Here is an 18,813-nt window from a genome sequence, read left to right on the forward strand (position 1 = left end):
CTTGTTAGCAATCATTAATGGAGTCATTCTATAACAGATTTAATCTCAAATTGAAAAACGGTTAATACTGAAGTAGTCCAAGAGGTAGAAAATTAGGCATGATAGGCTATGCTCTTGACAAACAATTTTGTTAGGAAAAACTATGTCACAATTCAATTTAAGCAACCTTAAACGCTCTCAACTCGTCATTATACCTGCCATCCTTGCCGCCTATAGCATGGGAGGTAAAGAGACATTTTTAGGTATGAAAAGTGAGCGGGTCTTTGTGATGTTACTCGCTGTCGTAGTGATTAATTTGATTCTTGAATGTCGCAAGATGGGGAAAGACGGCTAAGGAGGCATCGTTTTAAGCGAGGTTTTTGTACAGCATCAGGCCTCACATCATCAAACGTTGGTACTTTGGGTGGGGCAGCCACTCTGAAATAATGCATTTATGGCCTGCTTAGTACGTGCACGATCAATCTCAGAGAGACGGCCGGCCCTTCGTAGGATTAGCTCAGCATCTAAAGTAAATATTTTCATTCGCACGATAGAAGGATGTGCTAATCCAGTAGAGTCCAAGTCCTTGATGTGGATATCCAATGGCCAGGGAAATTGCTTTGAACTAGTGATCATTGCCAACACATATTTTCCGCTTTTAGACAATATATCATTGTTTAGAACCAAAGCAGGGCGTCTTTTAGAGGCAGATTTATCGGTAAATGGAAACGGAACCACTACGACATCAAATTGTTCATAAATCACGGTAGGCCTCTTCATCGTCTAGCGAGTTCCACTCTGTCATCGTTTCTTGCACAGCATGGGTAAATGCAAGGTCGATTGGTTGTGCCTTACGTAATGTAATGTGCCCAGATTGTTGTTCGAAAACGACTTGATCACCCGCATGTAAGCCGAGCTCCTCTCTCACGGCTTGAGGGATAGTTGCCTGATACTTTTGTGTTAACCGACTTAGACTGCTTTTCATAACTTATGCGCCTTTTGGTAATGGGTAATACAAGTATTACCCCAGTATGGGCATTTTGCAAGTCTAGTGTGGCGAGATATTATGCTGTTGCAACTTGCGGTACAAGGTGCGTCTAGATATCCCTAGTTGCTGGGCTAACTCGTCGATGTGACCCTCAAAATGTGCGATGCATTGCCGTAGATAGTCTGCTTCAGCATCAGCTAATGTTGTCAGTGCAAAGCCGTTACTGCCGGTCATTGACAGATCAACACTTTGTACGCAAGAGCTTTGCTCGTTTACGTCAGGGGAGGGCTCATACTGGCGAATGTGTTCTGGCAAATCATCTGCTGTGATCTCGTCTTCCAGTGCCAGTAAAGCGGATTGCTCAACAATGGAGCGCAGTTCGCGGATATTCCCGGGAAAAGGGTACTTCAATAATAAGGCTAAGGCATCCGGATGAAATTGTTTTGTTACCGAGTCCACAGAAAGGTTGGACGATTGTAAAAAGTGCTCAATTAACATAGCAATATCACTCTTGCGTTCGCGCAAACTGGGTAGATGGATCGGGAAGCCGGCAATACGGTAGTATAGGTCCTGTCGAAACTCCCCATCTTTGACCATCTGAGCGAGATCTTTGTGGGTCGCGCACACCAGTCTAAAATCTGCTTGTTTTTCGATTAAACCACCAACGGAACGATAGCGTTTGGTTTCAAGCAGTCGCAGTAGTTTGACTTGCATGTTTAAGGGCACATCGCCGATTTCATCAAAAAATATCGTGCCGCCTTGGGCACTCTCGACCAACCCTCGCTTTTTGAAATTGGCACCCGTAAACGCGCCTTTTTCATGGCCAAATAACTCGGACTCAAACAAATTATCATTAAGGCCTGCGCATTCAATGATCACAAATGGCGATTGACTGCGCTGGCTTGAGGTGTGCAACGCCTGTGCCACGAGCTCTTTACCCGTACCAGTTTCTCCTTGTAACAACACGGCAATGTCGGCAGTGGCTGCACGGTTAATTTTATGCAGCATGTTTTTGAATGCTGTTGATTGACCCAACAGCGTATTGGCTTTACTCGCGACAGACGCGTAGGGCACATCGGTAATGATTTCGATGTAGCCTAGTAGTTGTGCTTCGTCGTCATAAATGGGTTTCATGACGATGTCGCAGTAGCGCTTGCCATTTGGCGTTTCATGAACATGAATGACATTCGCAGGTCGCTGTGTTTCTCGACATTGTGCCAGAGGACAGGATTCACCATTTTGATCACAAGGTACATCAGAGTGATGCGATACTTTGTGGCATTTGCTCTCATCGATATCGACGAGCAAAGGCTGGCGTGCGGTATACGCATCGTTCGCCGCACGAATCGTGTATTGCTCATCGATAAACACTGCGGGTTTTTCGATCGCATTGATCATGGCTTGAATAATGTGAATGTTCATGTGTGTCAATTATGTTTTGGGTTTGTGCCAATTTTGGCACAGAAAGACCGTTTCATCTAGAAAAATGCAGGTTCAGTCGCCCGTTATGGTGACGGTTTGAATTTAGGTATTGATATTACTAGTTTTTTTATTTTTGGTATGTTTCTTGTAAGTGTAAATAACAGAGATTCAACACATGTTTTTTACGCACAGGAGACCAATATGAACGAAACGGTCATCGAGTTATCGAGATTTCAGTTTGCCTTAACGGCCATGTTCCACTTTATTTTTGTCCCGTTGACCCTTGGGTTGTCGTTTTTATTAGCGATCATGGAATCTGTTTATGTCATGACCGGCAAAGAGATCTACAAACAAATGACCAAATTCTGGGGCAAGTTGTTCGGGATTAATTTTGCCATAGGTGTGGCCACAGGTTTGACCATGGAATTTGAGTTTGGCATGAACTGGTCTTATTACTCGCATTATGTGGGAGATATCTTTGGTGCTCCTTTGGCGATTGAGGGATTGATGGCGTTTTTCCTAGAATCGACCTTCGTCGGCATGTTTTTCTTTGGTTGGGAGCGCATGTCCAAAGTCAAACACTTGATGGCAACTTGGCTGGTGGCATTGGGCTCAAATTTTTCTGCCTTGTGGATCTTAATTGCCAACGGCTGGATGCAGTATCCAGTCGGTGCTGAATTTAATATTGATACCATGCGTATGGAAATGGTGAATTTTGCTGAGGTAATATTTAATCCAGTGGCTCAAGTCAAATTTGTGCATACGGTCTCTGCAGGGTATGTTACTGGAGCCATTTTTGTTCTCGCCATCAGCTCATGGTATTTGCTCAATCATCGTGAAATCGCCTTTGCCCGTCGCTCGTTTGCGATTGCCGCCGCATTTGGTTTAGCTTCTACCTTGTCGGTCATTCTGTTAGGGGATGAATCAGGCTATGAGCTTGGCGATGTACAACAAGTCAAATTGGCCGCGATTGAAGCGGAATATACTACGCATCCGGCACCTGCGCCATTTACGGTGATTGGTGTGCCAAACGATGACACACAACATGTCGATTATGCTGTGCGAATCCCGTATGTGATGGGGATCATTGCGACCCGTTCCCTTGATGAAGAGGTTCCAGGGTTAGATCAACATCGCATCGAACATCGTGAGCGCATCATTACTGGTGGTCAGGCACTGACGATGCTGGAACGAATCAAAAACGGGACGGCGACGCAAGCCGAAACGCTCTTTTTTGATACTCATAAAGATGACATTGGGTATGGCATGTTGTTGCAGCCATTTACCAAAGATTTAGCGAACCCATCTGAGGAGGCGTTAGACAAAGCGGTGGATTACTCGATCCCGTCTGTTGCGCCATTATTTTACTCATTCCGCATTATGGTAGCTTGCGGCTTCGCGATGCTTGTTTTATTTGCTATTGCCTTTTACTACACTGCCAAAAAATCCATACCTACCCCACGGTGGGTCTATAAAGCTGCGTTTTATTCACTGCCACTGCCTTGGATTGCTTCGGAAGCGGGATGGTTTGTAGCTGAGTATGGGCGTCAACCTTGGACCATTGCCGAAGTATTACCCGTTCACGTAGCAGCCTCAAACCTGTCAGTAGGCGATGTGGTCTTTACCTTAATTGCTTTTACGTTGTTTTACACGGCGTTTTTCTTCTTGGGTTTTTATTTGATGAAAAAATACATCGTCAAAGGCCCCACTCAATATTTTGCCGAAGCCGATGCTTTGCAATCCCAAGACGCTGATTTAACTTTGTCTAAAGGAGCTCAAGCATGATTGATTATGAAACGTTAAGAGTCATTTGGTGGGCCCTGGTCGGTGTATTACTGATCGGGTTTGTGATAACCGATGGCTTTGATTTGGGTGTGGGGGCGTTGCTCACCATCATTGGCCGTACCGATCGCGAACGCCGCATCATGATCAATACTGTGGGTCCGCATTGGGATGGTAATCAAGTTTGGTTTATCACGGCTGGCGGTGCCTTATTTGCAGCGTTTCCCATGATTTACGCGACGGCGTTCTCTGGCTTCTATATCGCATTGTTTTTGGTGCTGGCGGCACTGTGGATGCGCCCGATAGGCTTTGATTATCGCGGTAAATTCGCTAAAGAAAGCACGCGCAATATTTTTGATTGGATGTTGTTTGCAGGAGGTTTAGTGCCTTCGTTGGTGTTTGGGGTCGCGTTTGGGAACTTGTTGTTAGGGGTTCCCTTTACCCTGGATGAGACCTTAAAAGCGACTTATACGGGGACCTTTTGGCAGTTGCTGAATCCGTTCGCTTTGTTGGTTGGGCTTATTTCATTGGGCATGTTACTGACCCATGGTGCAGCATGGTTACAGCTTAAAACCGACGGTTTTATTCGTGCCCGCGCACAAAAAACGGCTTTTTATCTCGGCATTGTCACCGTCGCGTTGTTCATCATTGCGGGTGTGTGTGTTGCCTGGTTTATTGAAGGGTATGTCGTCACCTCTGAGCTGGCAACCGATGGGCAATCTAATCCGTTACTCAAAACGGTTGGCACAGAAGTCGGCGCGTGGATGGATAATTATGGCCACTATCCGTTGTTTGCCCTGGCACCGCTTATGGCCATTGTCAGCGGATTGTCTTGTAGTCTGTTCTCTGCTTTAGGACAGGCTGGAAAAGCATTTGTGGCCAGTGCGTTGCATATGACTGGCATTATTTTGACGGCGGGCTTTTCGATGTTCCCTTTCTTGTTGCCAAGCTCAGTACAGCCTGCAGCGAGTTTGACCATGTGGGACGCCACTGCGTCAGAATTGACGCTCAAAATCATGTTTTTTGTTGCCTGTGTGTTTGTGCCTATAGTGCTAGGTTACACCGCTTATTGCTTCTACGTCATGCGCGGTCGTATTAAAGATAGCGATTTGGATAAGTCACATGCCATTTATTAGAGGAGTGTAATTATGTGGTATTTTGCTTGGATCTTGGGTGTCTTGCTGGCCTGTGCTTTTGGCATCATCAATGCGATGTGGTTAGAGGCCAACGAAGATTTGGATAAGGAATAACTTTTTTTGAAATTAGCGCGATGGTTCGCCACTTTACCCAATATTAGCCCTTGGCCTTTCTGGTTGAGTGTTGGGTGTAAAGTGGCGCTTTTTGTTTTGATGCTGGTCGCCTTTTGGTGTTTTGCACAGGTCATTGATGCCTTTTTGGTGAACTTACAACCGCCACCCAAAATGATGCTGTTAGCTCTTATGGGGGTGCTGTCCAGTGTATTTTTGGTCAAAGGCGCGTTTATTTATATCCAGCATTGCAGTAAACGAGTGCTTGAGAATACCCTGCAAAAACAGCTACTTGAGCGGTTTCAACAAGAGCAACACGCCTTGTTGCGCCGTCGTTCTAGTTTTTATTGGCAAAGCTTATGGTTGACCCATATTCCTGCTTTACGTGATTGGCGCTATGATTATCAAGTGCAGCAATGGGTGGCTGTGTTAACGCCCATCGTCATTGTTGCTGTGGTATTACCCGTGAATTATGTAGTGGGTTTGACCCTAGTGTTGGCCATGCCATTGGTACCATTTTTTATGTACTTGGTAGGGTGGGGAGCGGCCAATGCTCAGCGCAAACAGTTTGTCGCATTATCTCGACTCGGTGGTTTGTTTGTGGATCGGTTAAAAAAACTACCGATCATTGCCAGTTATAACGGTTTTACCCAACAATACTCGCTGTTGCTTCGAGCCAGTGAGCAATTTAATCGACGCACGATGAAAGTGGTGGCATTGGCATTTTTATCCAATACCGTATTAGACTTTTTCTCTACCATTGCCATGGCATTAGTGGCGGTGTTTATTGGTTTTCGTTTGCTTGGCGAAATCACACTCGGTCCTGATATCGAATTTGCTCAAGGATTATGGCTACTGCTCAGTGCCCCTTTGGTGTTTAATGAGCTCAAATTACTGGGGCAGTTTTATCATCAAAAAGCCCACGCAGAGACTGCCTATTCAGAGTTGCAAGCACTGTTGCCGATGACTTTAAAGCCATCAGATGAGGCCAAGTTTAATGGCATCAGGTGGGATGCTTTTCACATACCGGTCATTGACTTAAAGGCAAACCATTTGGCTTTGCAGGTGGGTGAATGTATTAAAGTATCTGGGCGTTCTGGGGCCGGCAAAACGATCTTTTTGGAAGCATTGTTGGGGCACCAATCGGCCTCACATCAACTAGGAACTGATTGCGTCATGCTCACGCAATCTCCTGTGATTTTACCCTCTAGTATTCGCGATAATCTGTGTTTGGGGCATGATTATGACCAAACGGCCATGCACAACGTCCTGACTCAAGTAGGGTTGATGGAGTGGGTGAACGCATTGCCTGAAGGGATTAATACGGTTATGGGGCAGTATCCTCGACTTTCTGGTGGACAAGCGCAGCGCTTAGCACTCGCTCGGCTGTTGTTGCACCCAGCAAGTGTGTGGTTGCTAGATGAGCCAACGGCGCATTTACCACAAGCACAACACGAAGCGATTTCCACTTTAATCAAACAGTTAAGCCTAGGCAAAACCGTTTTGTGGTCAAGTCATAAAGAATTGCCGGGTGAATGGTTTAATCAAACATGGCACATCGAATCTGGATCCGTCATGGTGCACACCCAGATGGAGGTCGAACATGGCTAAGTGCTCGCAAGCAACCCAGAAGTCATACTCATGGCGGGATATTCCATGGATAGCGCTACTCTTATCGGCTTTACAGGGCGCTGCTGGGTTATCACTGCTGATGATATCAAGTTGGTTTATTTGTGCCAGTGCAATAGCGGCGCCACAGTTCAATTACATGTTACCGGCCGTAGCCGTTCGAGGATTTGCGTTATTGCGTATTGCGTCAGGGTATTTTCATTTGTATTTTGCGCATTCGGATTTGCTGAACAAAACAGGGCGATATCGCGCTGAGCTATTTGCACAGTTGCATGATGCACGGATCACTGAACGGTCAGGGTTCACCGAAGCCCTGGCTCATCATACTGAAAGTGTTGCCAGCGTGTGGATGGGATGGGTTGCGCAGCAAGCCAATGCGATTGTGTCTATCACTCTTGCTCTGTTCGTTAGTTTGTTTTGGTCATTACCAGGCCCTTTATACACTCTAGTATTAGCATCTGTGTGGCTTATCTTACTTGGAGGGCTGATGTGGCTGGGGGTGCATTATGCAGTACGCCAAGTGGCTGCCGAGCACGCATTTCGCGAACGATCTGAGACGGCTTTAGATACAAGTGCCATTTGGCATATGGCGCCCAATCAAGGCGCTGATTTTATGGCGCAGATGGATGCATCTAAGATGTGGCAGAGTCAGCAAATAGTGCGTCGTTACAGCGATTATGCGGTGTGGTGTTTGCAAGGAGTCTCGTTTGGGTTAGTAAGCCTGATGCTGTGGTGGCTGCCGCAAGATGAGTATGGAAATGCGCTATTGATTGTGACCCCTATTTTGCTACTCACTGCACCGGATTGGTTGTCTCGTTCGTTGCAAGTCGCGCCAGTGTTTGGCCAATATCGACAAGCGCAAGCGTCATTATGCACAACGTCGGTGCAGTCTGTTCCAAGTTTCACCATACCAGAACCGTTGCAATATTTGCAAACCAATCAGCTGTTGGTAGAGGGGGGAAAGCCAGTGTCTTTGACCCTGGTATTGGGTGAGTTAATTGTGTTACAAGGGCCTTCTGGGGTAGGAAAATCCAGATGGATGCAAGGTCTCGTCGGGCATATACCCGCAAGCGGGCAGCGCTTTTGGAACGGTAAATGTCTCCAGCAGGGATTATGTCGGGATATGTTGTATGTGCCACAATCCCCACAAATCCTCAATACGACAGTGGCGGAGAACTTGCGTTTGGCTCAATCAGAGGCGAGTGATGACGATATACGAAAGGTTCTACAACAAATGGACTTAGCGCATCTGAATATCAATGCGTGGCTGGGCGAGCAGGGACTGGCCTTGTCTGGAGGTGAGGCAAAACGCTTGGCGCTTGCTCAAGTGTTGTTGAATCCGCCGAGTGTACTATTGGTTGATGAGCCATTTGAAGGATTGGATCATGAGCGCATACAACTTGTCACGGAACACTTAAATGAGCTCAAGCGCACTTCACTGGTTATCGTGGCCACCCATATTGTGCCAGATGCATTGATGGTCGATTGGGATTATACATTTTCTTAAAATCTTGCTACATTGCGCATCATGATTTAGCAATTAAACAAGTGATGATTTGCAATGGATAACTCGCAAGGAGCGATTTCGGTTGTCTTTATTTGTCTTGGCAACATCTGCCGTTCACCCACAGCTGAAGCGGTATTTCGCAAAATGGTCGCCGATCGTAACCTAGATGCACACTTTATCATTGATTCGGCAGGTACAGCCGGTTATCACGTCGGTGCCAAACCCGACGAACGGTCAGTCGAAGTGGCGAGTGCGATGGGATATGATTTTACCGGTATTCGTTGTCGCAAAGTCAGTGAAGAGGACTTTGTGAATGCGGATTATTTGCTCGCGATGGATGCCAGTAATGTGGAGAACTTGCGCAAAGTCTGTCCACAAGGGTACGAGCACAAAATTCGTCTTTTGGTTGAATTTGCTCCAGGCGATTATCCAGAGGTACCCGACCCGTATTACGGCGGGCGACGTGGATTTGAATTAGTTTTGGATTTGATTGAGCAAGGATGTGCTGGATTTATTGAGCATGTCAAACAGAATCACTAACACACTCATAGCGCTATCTATCAGCCTGCTGCTGGCGCATCTAGTTTTGACCGGCAATATCTTCAGCAATGAAATCATTCGTCATGTGTATCTGCAACTCGCTTTGCCGGAGTTACTGACGGCTTTGGTTGTCGGTATGGGTTTATGTATGGCCAGTGCATCGTTGCAAGTGTTATTACGCAACCCATTGGCCGACCCGAGTATCTTGGGGTTATCCAGTGGGGCGAGTGTCGTGGCTGGTCTATTACTCACTACCCCTTTGATGGTGGTGTTAGATTCCCCTATTGTTTTGGTTTTGGGCTGTTTTGTCGGCGCGTTGTTCAGTAGTCTGTTGTTATTGAGCTTGAGTCGGCGCCTGTCGCGAGAGCATGGACAGATTTTATTGGCCGGTATTGCTATTACAACCTTAGCCAGTGCGGTGTTGGCGTGGATCTATGTGTTGGCGCCTCCGCAACAAAGCAAAACCTTAACATTTTGGCTGTTAGGCAGCTTTGCGCAAAGTGATTGGTTGCAGTTATTTTGGGTTGGGGGGGTGGTCAGTGTGTGCAGTGTTCGATTATTGCGCCACGCACACGCCCTCAATCAACTTATGGTCGGCGAAGCGATAGCCATTACTCATGGCGTGGATGTGCCAAAACTGCGTCGTGAATGTGTGGTGCTGTGTGCGCTGATTGTCGGGGCGTGTGTGGCGATAGCCGGCTCGATTGCGTTTGTGGGCTTATTGGTACCGCATTTTGTTAGACGAATTTGGGGCGCGGATAATCGCCTTGTGATGCCGTTGAGTATGGCAATAGGGGCGCTGTTTATGGGCATGGTGGTTTTACTTAATCAAGCCACGTCGATTATTGCATTGCCTGTGTCATTGGTGACGGCCAGTATCGGTGCGCCGGTTTTTGTGTACGTATTATTAAAACATCGGGTGGCTGGATGATTCGTATTGCTCATTTGGCCATTAAAGATCGCATCGCCGTCGATCAAGCACAGTTTCATTCAGGGCAATTAAACGTGCTACTTGGGCCCAATGGCGTCGGCAAAAGCAGTCTCTTGTTGGCGATGGCAGGATTACTGGAAAAAGGTAATGCCCACAAGGCTATCCAATACGACGGTCATTCTCTTTATAAAATTTTGGATTGGCCTCATAAGCGCGGTCTCTATCAACAGACACAAGAACCTGAATTTGCGATCACGGTTGCACAAATGCTCGAGTTTTATCACTGTCCAGCTCGGACGTGTCATATGCCGGATGAGTTAGTTAATGCGCTAGGCATCGGCGAATTGCTCGATAAAGACTTACGTCAATGTTCTCAAGGACAGGCGGTAAGGGCGCATTTGGCGCGTGTGATGTTGTCTATCTGGCCGGCGCTGCGATCAGGCCAAGGTGTGCTGTTGCTGGATGAGCCATTAAATGGCTTAGATGTGCAGTATCAAATGAAATTACTGGATTGGTTGCATCAGATTGCCCACAACAACCTGGTGATCATGGCGTTACACGATATTGCGCTGGTATTGGCACAACCGAACACTTGCGTTACTTTATTAAAAGAAGGACAGCGTCATGGTCACTGTGAAGGTCAATACGCTGTCGCCGAGTTGGCGTCAGATCCTTCTACGATATGCCGTTGTTTTTCTATCAATTCTTTGCCCATTTGGGTAAGATAACGTTATTCAAGAAACATACAAAATTTGAGAATATTATGAGCAACTGGCGCATCGATTCCTGGCGTGACAAGCCAATCAAACAACAACCTACGTATCCGGACCAAGCGGCATTAGAACAAGTTGAAAGCCAACTTGCCTCGTATCCGCCCTTAGTATTTGCCGCGGAAGCCAGGCAGCTTTTGTCTGAGTTGGGCGATGTGGCTCAGGGCAATGGCTTTTTGTTACAAGGCGGTGATTGCGCAGAGTCCTTTACTGAGTTTAATGCTCCTAAGATCCGTGATACCTTCAAAGTCATGTTACAGATGGCCATTGTGCTGACCTTTGCCGGTCGCTGTCCGGTGACCAAAGTCGCGCGTATGGCGGGGCAATATGCCAAGCCGCGCTCAGCGGATATGGAGACCAAAGATGGCGTATCCTTACCGAGTTATCGCGGGGACATCATTAACTCGTTTGAGTTTACCGAAAGTGCGCGTGTGCCTGATCCCAATCGCATGCTCGAAGCCTATCGCAACTCGGCTGCGACCTTGAACTTACTCAGAGCGTTTGCGCAAGGTGGCTTGGCCGACCTCAATCAAGTGCATCGCTGGAATTTGGCATTTGTTGATAACAACCCCCTCAAAGAGCGTTATCAAGACATGGCGGATCGCATTGCCGATACGCTTGCGTTCATGGATGTGATTGGCATCAATTCAGAGAGTCACCCGGCATTACATGAAACGGCTTTGTATACCTCGCATGAAGCCTTGTTACTGAACTACGAGCAAGCGCTGACCCGCGTGGATACGTTGACAGGACTGCCGTATAACTGTTCTGCACACATGTTGTGGATCGGTGAACGCACGCGTCAGCTTGACCATGCCCATGTTGAGTTCTTCAGTGGCATCAATAACCCGATTGGCGTAAAGATTGGTCCGACAATGACACCGGATGAGTTGATTCAACTGATTGATGCATTAAACCCGAACAATGTGCCTGGACGTTTGACCCTGATCACTCGAATGGGCGCAGATAAGTTAGCAGATAACTTGCCTGTTTTATTGCGTCGTGTCAAAGCGGAAGGTCGTCACGTGGTGTGGTCATCTGACCCGATGCACGGTAATACCTTTTCAGCCTCTAGCGGCTACAAAACCCGTAATTTTGATGCGATTTTGCGTGAAATTCAGCAGTTCTTTACGGCACACAAGCAAGAAGGCACCCACGCGGGAGGCATCCACTTAGAGATGACCGGTCAGCATGTCACCGAGTGTACCGGTGGCGCGTATCAGATCAGTGATGATGATCTGGCACAAGCCTATCAAACCCAGTGCGACCCGCGCTTAAATGCCGATCAAGTGTTGGAGATGGCATTTTTGGTCTCTGATTACATCAAAGCACGTTAAGCCCCAACGGCTGAAAACACTCATCAAATACAGCCCGTTCACAGAGGATCGAGTAAACGGGCTGTCTTCTTATCCATCCTCGTGTTGCTGGGCTTGCCACAGTTGGTAATAGACGCCTTGAGCACTTAGCAGTTCTGAATGAGCGCCCTGTTCGGCAATCTGCCCATGTTTTAAAACGATGATCTGATCCGCATCCTTAATCGTGGATAACCGATGCGCAATGACAACGCTGGTATGCGCTTTTGCCAGCGCGTTCATCGCCGTTAAGATCCCTTGCTCAGATTGACTGTCCAATGATGAGGTCGCTTCATCAAAGATCACAATCGGGGGATTTTTGAGTAGCGTGCGGGCAATGGCCACGCGTTGTTTTTCCCCACCAGAGAGCTTCAAGCCACGCTCGCCCACTTGGGTGTCTAAGCCATCGGGCAGTTGCGCGACAAAATCAGACAATTGAGCCATGTTGATGGCGTTTGATACTTCATCATCACGGGCTTCCACGCGGCCGTAGCGAATATTATTGCCCAATGTATCGTTAAACAGCACGGTGTCTTGAGGCACCATGCCAAGCTGCTTGCGCAAGGAATCTTGGGTGACTTGGTCAAGCGCTTGTCCATCAATGCTAATGCTGCCTTGAGTGGGTTCATAAAAGCGCATGAGCAGTTTGGCCAGTGTGGATTTGCCGCTGCCACTGGGGCCGACGATGGCGACTTTGGCACCGGCGGGAATGGTAAAGCTGACGTCTTTAATGATGGGGCGATCACAGTGATAGGCAAATGAGACGTGGCTAAAGTCAATCTGTCCTTTCGGGCATTCGAGAGGCTTGGCATCGGGCGCGTCTTGTACGCTCGATGGGGTATTGAGCAAGCTAAATAAGTTTTCAATATTGGCGAGCGCGCCACGGATCTCACGGTACACAAACCCCAAGAAGTTCAGCGGCATAAAGATCTGCATGGTAAACGCATTGATCAACACAAAATCACCAATGGTCATGGTGCCGGCTTTGACTTCCAGCGCCGCCAAAATCATCATACTGGTCATGGCCCCGGCAATAATAAACGCCTGCCCGCCGTTTAACGCGAAGAGTGACAGGCGGTTTTTGCGTCGGGCGTGCTCCCAGGTGGCGAGATTGGAATCATATAGCTCAGATTCGTACTGTTCATTGTTGAAGTATTTGACGGTTTCATAATTGAGTAAGCTATCGATGGCGCGCGTGTTGGTGGTGTTATCCGCTTGATTGACTTCGCGCACGTATTTGGTGCGCCAATCGGTCGCTTTCATGGAGAAAAACACATAGAGCACCACAGACACGGCGATGATCCCGGCAAAGGTCGCGCCGTATTGAGTGAATAAAATAATGATGACAAAGCCAATCTCCAACAATGTCGGCCCGATATTAAACACCATAAAGCGCATCAAGAAGCTAATGCCGTTGGTGCCGCGGTCAATGTCACGCGATAGGCCACCGGTTTGGCGATTGAGGTGAAACGCGAGATCCAAGGCGTGTAAGTGTTTGAATACTTGTAGCCCAAGCCGGCGCATGGCGCGCTCCGTCACTCGACCAAACAAGGTGTCGCGCACCTCGCCTAAGATGACATTGAGAAAACGAAACCCACCATAAGCGATGACTAAAGCGATGGGGCCCAATAGCAGCGGGGTGATGGTGTTTTCATTGTTTAGGCTATCGACACTGTATTTAAGGACAAAGGGCAGGGCGACGCTGGCCAATTTGGCCGCCACAAGGCACAACAAGGCCAGTGCGACGCGCTGTTTGAACTCACCTAAATACGGTAAGAGCTTGAATAAGACTCGCCAGGTCACGGGTTGATTGTTGGGTGTGTCAAATCGCATGGAGCGCATGAGGGATTAATCTATTTGTTTCTAGTTTCAATAGGATTATAAACACTTTTACGCTGAATATGAGTCCTGTTGCAATAAAATTGCTCTTTTGTTTTTCATCATCTATATTGACTATATAAGTAATTTCTAATATATTTAATCCATCAACACAACGAGGTGCTTATGGATCTTCAACAGCTACAGAGCAACGCAACCAACGCAGAAACCTTACTCAAAGCCATGGCTAATCGCCACAGGTTGATGATTTTATGCACTTTGCTGCGTCAGGAACGCGATGTAAATAGCTTAGCGAATGAAGTGTGCTTGTCCCAGTCTGCGGTGTCTCAGCATTTGAAAGTATTAAAAGATGCTAATGTGTTGGGCGCGCGAAAAGACGGTGTCAAAGTGATTTATTCGATTGTCGATCCGCTCGTTGGTGCCATCTTGAGTAACTTATATCTGGCCTATTGCGGGCCACAATCTGATTGTTAATTATTTTTTTGAGAGAGTATTATTATGACCATTCAACAAATCACCCCAGAACAGGCCAAAACGTGGTTAGACAGCGATGAAGCGCTGCTGATTGATGTCAGAGAGCCGGCAGAACATCGTCATACTGCTATAAACAATGCGCATTTGGTGCCGTTAAGTAACTTGGAACTCGATCCCTCGATTGCAAAGGGCAAAAAAGTCATCGTGCATTGCCAAAAAGGCGTGCGCGGCAATAAAGCCTGTGAACAGTTTGTCAAACGCCACCCGGAATTGGAGTTTGTTAATATGGCAGGTGGCATTGAAGCATGGCAAGCCGATGGTTTTGCTGTTATCAAAGGACAGAGCAACGTGTTGCCTTTAGATAGACAGGTGCAAATCATTGTCGGTGGCAGTGTGCTGGCAGGTGTCGTATTATCGCAAACCGTGGCGATGCCATGGGTGTGGTTATCGGGCTTTTTTGGAGCGGGTTTACTATTTGCTGGGTTAAGTGGCTTTTGCGGGTTAGCTCGGGTGTTGGCGCTTATGCCCTGGAATCGTTAGTGGATCCGTTGAGAATATAATATGAGGTAACAATATGGATTGGATGGTGTGGGTTGAGCAATATCAGTTGCCCTTACAAGGACTGGGTATTGCGCTAGGTGCGGCGTTTTTAACATGGCTTATCATGCGTGCAAAACAGCATAAGCAGCAACACATCATCCAACACCAAGCGCAGCAAATTGTAGACATTCAGCAAGCACAGACAAAATTAAGTGAGGAGTTAGAAACAGCCCACACGACTTTATCAGAGCACAAGGCTGAGCTTGCGAGTGTCATTAGCGACAATGGGCATTTGCTCGATCGCAATGAAGAGCTCAAGGACACGCTCAAGGCCACCCAAGAACAACTGCTCAACAGCCAACAACAACTGCATCATGCCAATACACAACTGGCGAGCATGCAAGCCACTCAAGCTGAGCGCGAAGCCAATGTCAAAGAGCAGATTCAAATGCTCAATGATAATAAAGAGGCGTTACTCAAAGAATTTGAGCTGTTGTCGAAGCGGGTACTGGACGAACGCGCGCGTACTTTTAAACAAGCCAATCAAGAATCCATTCAAAGTCTATTGTTTCCGGTACAAAAAGAGCTCGGCGAATTTAAACAGCGCGTGGATACCGTTCACAGTGAGGAGACCAAACAACGCGCGGAGCTCAAAGCGGAGCTTAAACAGTTACAGTCATTGAATGTGGCTATTACCGAGCAAGCTGACCGCTTATCCACTGCGCTCTCGGGCAATAAAAAGATGCAGGGCGGTTGGGGCGAGATGATTTTGGAATCCGTGCTAGATAAAGCCGGATTGCGCCTAGGACATGACTATCAACGCGAAGTGGCGTTAAATGGCGAAGACGGTAAATATCGCCCGGATGTGGTGGTGTATTTACCGCATAAAAAGCACTTGGTGATTGATGCGAAAACCTCGTTTAATGCCTATCAAACCTATGTGAATAGTGAAGATGAGATTGAGCGCCAGCAGGCACTCAATGCACACGTAGCGGCAGTCAAAGCACGACTCAATGAGCTGGCTGATAAGTCTTATTATCGCTTGGAGGGGCTGAATTCGCCGGAAGTAGTGATCATGTTTATTCCCATTGAGTCGGCCTACGTTGAAGCGCTCCAAGCCGATGAGCAGCTGTTTGCAGGGGCATTGGAGCGCAATATTTTGATTGCGACCCCCACAACATTGCTCACATCATTGAACATTGTGCGCCAGCTGTGGCGTTTTGAAGATCAGAATAAACACGCACTGGAGCTCGCTGGTCGGGCTGAAAAGCTCTATGCCAAGTTAGCGAGCTTTGTGGATTCGATGCAAAAAGTCGGCCGGCAAATTGACACCGCCAAAGATACCTATGATAAAGCCTTCAATCAACTCTGTGCGGGTAAGGGCAATCTCATCAAACAGGCGTCTGAATTTAAAGAATTGGGTGTTGCGGTCCAGCGCGAGTTACCAGAGGACTTGGTGGATCAAGCGAGGTTAGAGTTGCCTAATGTCAAAGGGAGTGCAGCCGATTTGCTCGATACATCAGACTAGACGCCACTCGCGTAAGTCTCGCTGAACTACGATGTTCGTCGTAAGATGCCTCATTCACAAAACTTTCATTTGAGTCGTGTTAATAATACTGTTAGTTTTCATTCATTGAACATACATGGAGTGTACTGGGGATGGCATTCGCCATCAACGGATCAAATTGTGCGGTCAATTTGAGCAAGGATGCGTATCGATTACGACTCGTCCTTGCGGTAGCCTGCATAATTCTCAATAAAATTTTCAATAGTTTCAATACGTTATAATCTTCTTTTTGTGTGACTAAGAAAATTTCTTATATACACAACACACTGCGTTTGAAACACTAACCCCAGATATAATTTTATTACCTAGTACGGGTCGTTTATGAGTCAAAATAAAGCGGAATATCAAACGGCACAGCGCATCAAATTTGCCATCGTGTCAGTAGTATTTGGTATGTTTGGATTGCATCGTTTCATGCGTCATCAATACCTCAGCGGTTTCGGTTTTTTGATTGTGTTTGGTGCGATGGTGTTTATGATTGGCAACCCTACCAAACTGAGTATTGTGGTGGTAGGCTTAGTTATATTACTCATCTTGGCGGTGATTGATGCCATCACTATGCTCAGTCAGGGGCGTTTTTACTTGGATGAGCAACATGTTAAAATCAGCAGTAAAAGTTGGTAAATCATGGATTTAGTATTTTATTCTCCAACCTAGTTCTGGTAGAATTCTATAGTATTTTGTAAACGGACGACGTATGAAACCAATTTCGACTGCACTGTGCGCCAGCCTAATGGCGACATTGGTTATGGGGTGTACACTGACCCCAGGTAGCCACTTGGAGGTGGCAGAGGCTCGCACTCATTTTGAACAAAACGGTGTGAGAGTAACGTTACAACCCATCACACCAAGTGTCATTGCCGAACTCGAGCAAATGAACACCTCGGCATTTGACCCAGCTTCTTTAACCGACCTTACTGACGTGAGCGAAAGCCCTTATACCATCGGTATTGGCGATGTAATTACGGTCGTGGTGTGGGAACATCCTGAATTGACCAGTCCATTAGGTCAATTTCGTGCCTCAGACGAACAAGGCAACGTGGTGTACGAAGACGGGACCATCTTCTATCCTTATGCGGGCAACGTACCGGTATTAGGTAAAACGGTCACCGAAGTCCGCCGCATGATCACCGAGCGCTTGCAAACCTATATTGAAAACCCTCAAGTGGATGTGCGTGTCGCGGCGTACAAAAGCCAAAAATATCTGGTATCAGGTGATGTGACTCAACCAGGCGTGTTTCCGATTAATAACGTACCGCAACGCGTCTTGGACGCATTATACACTGCGGGTGGGATCAGCTCAGAAGGTAATTTGCACGCAGTGACCTTGACACGTGACAATCAACAATACCACATTCCAGTCTACGACATCTTGTATGATGGCCAACAGCAGTTCAACGTTTTGTTGCAAGACGACGATGTTTTGCATGTACAAGACAGTGCGCCGCGTCAAATTTTTGTGATGGGCGAAGTCGTGCGTCCTCAATCGGTGGCTTTGTCTAGCCAACCCATGTCGTTGACCGAAGTGTTATCGCAAGCCGGTGGCTTGAACGAGCTGCGTGCGGATGCGCGAGGGGTGTTTGTGATCCGCGATGGTCAATCGCCCAGCGATATTCTGGTGTATCAAGTAGACGTGCATCAAGCTTACAACTTTGCGTTGGCGGATGAGTTTGTGTTGAAACCACGCGATATTGTGTACGTGAGCGCCGCGCCGATTACGCGCTGGAACCGCTTTATTTCGAATATTTTGCCATCCATCACGTCGATTCGAACGCTGGATGACATCAACCAGAATTAATCTTGGGTATGTTTAGTCGAATCCTTGTTTTGTGTACGGGCAACATTTGTCGCTCTCCCGCGGCTGAACATTTGTTGCGCGCCCAATTACCTGACCATATTCACGTCGACTCCGCAGGGGTTGGGGCGATGGTAGGGCATGGTGCGGATGCCACCGTGCAAGAAATTACTCAAAAACGGGGATTGGATCTTACCACCCATGAAGCCAAACAAGTGACACGGACCATGCTGGGGCAATTTGATTTGGTGCTGGTGATGGAACAAGAACACATTGAAGCGGTGACCCGTATTGCCCCCGAAGCGCGCGGCAAAACCAAATTACTTGGATGCTGGATAGGCAATAAAGCCATTCCAGATCCGTATAAAAAATCTTATGAAATCTACACCTTAGCCGATGATATGATTGCGCAAGCCGTCGAGTCATGGATGAAATATTTACGTTAGTCGGC

Annotated in this window: 20 protein-coding genes; 16 read left to right on the forward strand and 4 right to left on the reverse strand. The window is 47.3% G+C overall.

Features of this window, described 5'->3' with window-relative positions:
• Positions 1-142 precede the first annotated feature (142 nt).
• Positions 143-334, forward strand: a complete 192-nt coding sequence (locus NLG07_RS07625) for a hypothetical protein (RefSeq protein WP_254854878.1) — start codon at positions 143-145, stop codon at positions 332-334.
• A 50-nt stretch (positions 335-384) separates the two neighbouring features.
• Here the strand turns inward: NLG07_RS07625 and NLG07_RS07630 are convergent, their stop codons facing one another.
• From NLG07_RS07630 to NLG07_RS07640, 3 genes are all read right to left on the reverse strand, one after another.
• Positions 385-759 (reverse strand): type II toxin-antitoxin system PemK/MazF family toxin, encoded by a 375-nt coding sequence (locus NLG07_RS07630; protein WP_254854879.1) that lies wholly within the window; start codon positions 757-759, stop codon positions 385-387.
• Complete coding sequence (locus tag NLG07_RS07635; protein ID WP_254854880.1) at positions 734-964, reverse strand: AbrB/MazE/SpoVT family DNA-binding domain-containing protein; 231 nt, start codon at positions 962-964, stop codon at positions 734-736. Before NLG07_RS07635 ends, NLG07_RS07630 begins: the two co-directional genes overlap by 26 nt.
• 63 nt (positions 965-1,027) lie before the next feature.
• Positions 1,028-2,389: a sigma-54-dependent Fis family transcriptional regulator gene (locus NLG07_RS07640; protein WP_254854881.1), complete on the reverse strand. Its 1,362-nt coding sequence runs from the start codon at positions 2,387-2,389 to the stop codon at positions 1,028-1,030.
• Positions 2,390-2,590: 201 nt separating this feature from the next.
• Here NLG07_RS07640 and NLG07_RS07645 point away from each other — a divergent pair, with 201 nt between their 5' ends.
• Genes NLG07_RS07645 through NLG07_RS07685 form a run of 9 tightly spaced genes read left to right on the forward strand, consistent with a single transcriptional unit; the run spans position 2,591 to position 12,132 of the window.
• Complete coding sequence (locus NLG07_RS07645; protein ID WP_254854882.1) at positions 2,591-4,174, forward strand: cytochrome ubiquinol oxidase subunit I; 1,584 nt, start codon at positions 2,591-2,593, stop codon at positions 4,172-4,174.
• Positions 4,171-5,307, forward strand: coding sequence for a cytochrome d ubiquinol oxidase subunit II (gene cydB / locus NLG07_RS07650; RefSeq protein ID WP_254854883.1), 1,137 nt, complete (start codon positions 4,171-4,173; stop codon positions 5,305-5,307). Before NLG07_RS07645 ends, cydB begins: the two co-directional genes overlap by 4 nt.
• Positions 5,308-5,319: 12 nt before the next feature.
• Complete coding sequence (gene cydX / locus NLG07_RS07655; RefSeq protein WP_254854884.1) at positions 5,320-5,421, forward strand: cytochrome bd-I oxidase subunit CydX; 102 nt, start codon at positions 5,320-5,322, stop codon at positions 5,419-5,421.
• A 6-nt stretch (positions 5,422-5,427) separates the two neighbouring features.
• The gene (locus NLG07_RS07660; RefSeq protein WP_254854885.1) at positions 5,428-7,029 is read left to right on the forward strand and encodes an ATP-binding cassette domain-containing protein; all 1,602 of its coding nucleotides are present in this window, start codon (positions 5,428-5,430) and stop codon (positions 7,027-7,029) included.
• Complete coding sequence (locus tag NLG07_RS07665; RefSeq protein ID WP_254854886.1) at positions 7,022-8,554, forward strand: ATP-binding cassette domain-containing protein; 1,533 nt, start codon at positions 7,022-7,024, stop codon at positions 8,552-8,554. The genes NLG07_RS07660 and NLG07_RS07665 overlap by 8 nt, the downstream gene beginning before the upstream one ends.
• Positions 8,555-8,608: 54 nt before the next feature.
• Positions 8,609-9,094, forward strand: coding sequence for a low molecular weight protein-tyrosine-phosphatase (locus NLG07_RS07670; RefSeq protein ID WP_254854887.1), 486 nt, complete (start codon positions 8,609-8,611; stop codon positions 9,092-9,094).
• Entirely contained in the window at positions 9,075-10,025 is a 951-nt protein-coding gene (locus NLG07_RS07675) for an iron ABC transporter permease (protein WP_254854888.1), read from the forward strand. Before NLG07_RS07670 ends, NLG07_RS07675 begins: the two co-directional genes overlap by 20 nt.
• Positions 10,022-10,753: an ATP-binding cassette domain-containing protein gene (locus tag NLG07_RS07680; RefSeq protein ID WP_254854889.1), complete on the forward strand. Its 732-nt coding sequence runs from the start codon at positions 10,022-10,024 to the stop codon at positions 10,751-10,753. The genes NLG07_RS07675 and NLG07_RS07680 overlap by 4 nt, the downstream gene beginning before the upstream one ends.
• A 35-nt stretch (positions 10,754-10,788) precedes the next feature.
• Positions 10,789-12,132: a class II 3-deoxy-7-phosphoheptulonate synthase gene (locus NLG07_RS07685; RefSeq protein ID WP_254854890.1), complete on the forward strand. Its 1,344-nt coding sequence runs from the start codon at positions 10,789-10,791 to the stop codon at positions 12,130-12,132.
• Between the two features lie 69 nt (positions 12,133-12,201).
• Here the strand turns inward: NLG07_RS07685 and NLG07_RS07690 are convergent, their stop codons facing one another.
• On the reverse strand, positions 12,202-13,989 hold the full coding sequence (locus tag NLG07_RS07690; protein WP_254854891.1) for an ABC transporter ATP-binding protein/permease: 1,788 nt from the start codon (positions 13,987-13,989) through the stop codon (positions 12,202-12,204).
• Between the two features lie 162 nt (positions 13,990-14,151).
• Between NLG07_RS07690 and NLG07_RS07695 the strand changes: the two genes are divergently transcribed.
• The 6 genes from NLG07_RS07695 to NLG07_RS07725 all read left to right on the forward strand — a co-directional run bounded on the left by NLG07_RS07695 (position 14,152) and on the right by NLG07_RS07725 (position 18,808).
• Entirely contained in the window at positions 14,152-14,460 is a 309-nt protein-coding gene (locus NLG07_RS07695; RefSeq protein ID WP_254854892.1) for a helix-turn-helix transcriptional regulator, read from the forward strand.
• Between the two features lie 24 nt (positions 14,461-14,484).
• Positions 14,485-15,000, forward strand: coding sequence for a rhodanese-like domain-containing protein (locus NLG07_RS11885; protein ID WP_303049195.1), 516 nt, complete (start codon positions 14,485-14,487; stop codon positions 14,998-15,000).
• Positions 15,001-15,034: 34 nt separating this feature from the next.
• Positions 15,035-16,528: a DNA recombination protein RmuC gene (rmuC, locus tag NLG07_RS07710; RefSeq protein ID WP_254854893.1), complete on the forward strand. Its 1,494-nt coding sequence runs from the start codon at positions 15,035-15,037 to the stop codon at positions 16,526-16,528.
• 360 nt (positions 16,529-16,888) lie between these two features.
• Positions 16,889-17,191: a TM2 domain-containing protein gene (locus NLG07_RS07715; RefSeq protein WP_254854894.1), complete on the forward strand. Its 303-nt coding sequence runs from the start codon at positions 16,889-16,891 to the stop codon at positions 17,189-17,191.
• 73 nt (positions 17,192-17,264) lie between these two features.
• A complete protein-coding gene (locus NLG07_RS07720; RefSeq protein ID WP_254854895.1) occupies positions 17,265-18,365 on the forward strand; it encodes a polysaccharide export protein in 1,101 nt (366 codons plus the stop codon).
• An 8-nt stretch (positions 18,366-18,373) separates the two neighbouring features.
• Positions 18,374-18,808, forward strand: a complete 435-nt coding sequence (locus NLG07_RS07725) for a low molecular weight protein-tyrosine-phosphatase (RefSeq protein WP_254854896.1) — start codon at positions 18,374-18,376, stop codon at positions 18,806-18,808.
• Positions 18,809-18,813: the final 5 nt, after the last annotated feature.

Origin of the sequence: Alteromonas sp. LMIT006, from assembly GCF_024300645.1 — a bacterium.
GTDB lineage: Bacteria > Pseudomonadota > Gammaproteobacteria > Enterobacterales > Alteromonadaceae > Opacimonas > Opacimonas immobilis.

What these genes read in the sequence shown, in the direction of transcription:
- NLG07_RS07675 (WP_254854888.1), top strand. Translation starts at nt 9,075, where the DNA reads ATGTCAAACAGAATCACTAACACACTCATAGCGCTATCTATCAGCCTG.
- NLG07_RS07690 (WP_254854891.1), bottom strand. Translation starts at nt 13,989, where the DNA reads ATGCGCTCCATGCGATTTGACACACCCAACAATCAACCCGTGACCTGG.
- NLG07_RS07640 (WP_254854881.1), bottom strand. Translation starts at nt 2,389, where the DNA reads ATGAACATTCACATTATTCAAGCCATGATCAATGCGATCGAAAAACCC.
- NLG07_RS07625 (WP_254854878.1), top strand. Translation starts at nt 143, where the DNA reads ATGTCACAATTCAATTTAAGCAACCTTAAACGCTCTCAACTCGTCATT.
- NLG07_RS07685 (WP_254854890.1), top strand. Translation starts at nt 10,789, where the DNA reads ATGAGCAACTGGCGCATCGATTCCTGGCGTGACAAGCCAATCAAACAA.
- NLG07_RS07635 (WP_254854880.1), bottom strand. Translation starts at nt 964, where the DNA reads ATGAAAAGCAGTCTAAGTCGGTTAACACAAAAGTATCAGGCAACTATC.
- NLG07_RS07695 (WP_254854892.1), top strand. Translation starts at nt 14,152, where the DNA reads ATGGATCTTCAACAGCTACAGAGCAACGCAACCAACGCAGAAACCTTA.
- NLG07_RS07670 (WP_254854887.1), top strand. Translation starts at nt 8,609, where the DNA reads ATGGATAACTCGCAAGGAGCGATTTCGGTTGTCTTTATTTGTCTTGGC.
- NLG07_RS07680 (WP_254854889.1), top strand. Translation starts at nt 10,022, where the DNA reads ATGATTCGTATTGCTCATTTGGCCATTAAAGATCGCATCGCCGTCGAT.
- NLG07_RS07725 (WP_254854896.1), top strand. Translation starts at nt 18,374, where the DNA reads ATGTTTAGTCGAATCCTTGTTTTGTGTACGGGCAACATTTGTCGCTCT.
- rmuC (WP_254854893.1), top strand. Translation starts at nt 15,035, where the DNA reads ATGGATTGGATGGTGTGGGTTGAGCAATATCAGTTGCCCTTACAAGGA.
- NLG07_RS07645 (WP_254854882.1), top strand. Translation starts at nt 2,591, where the DNA reads ATGAACGAAACGGTCATCGAGTTATCGAGATTTCAGTTTGCCTTAACG.
- NLG07_RS07665 (WP_254854886.1), top strand. Translation starts at nt 7,022, where the DNA reads ATGGCTAAGTGCTCGCAAGCAACCCAGAAGTCATACTCATGGCGGGAT.
- NLG07_RS07715 (WP_254854894.1), top strand. Translation starts at nt 16,889, where the DNA reads ATGAGTCAAAATAAAGCGGAATATCAAACGGCACAGCGCATCAAATTT.
- NLG07_RS07630 (WP_254854879.1), bottom strand. Translation starts at nt 759, where the DNA reads ATGAAGAGGCCTACCGTGATTTATGAACAATTTGATGTCGTAGTGGTT.
- NLG07_RS11885 (WP_303049195.1), top strand. Translation starts at nt 14,485, where the DNA reads ATGACCATTCAACAAATCACCCCAGAACAGGCCAAAACGTGGTTAGAC.
- cydB (WP_254854883.1), top strand. Translation starts at nt 4,171, where the DNA reads ATGATTGATTATGAAACGTTAAGAGTCATTTGGTGGGCCCTGGTCGGT.
- NLG07_RS07720 (WP_254854895.1), top strand. Translation starts at nt 17,265, where the DNA reads ATGAAACCAATTTCGACTGCACTGTGCGCCAGCCTAATGGCGACATTG.
- cydX (WP_254854884.1), top strand. Translation starts at nt 5,320, where the DNA reads ATGTGGTATTTTGCTTGGATCTTGGGTGTCTTGCTGGCCTGTGCTTTT.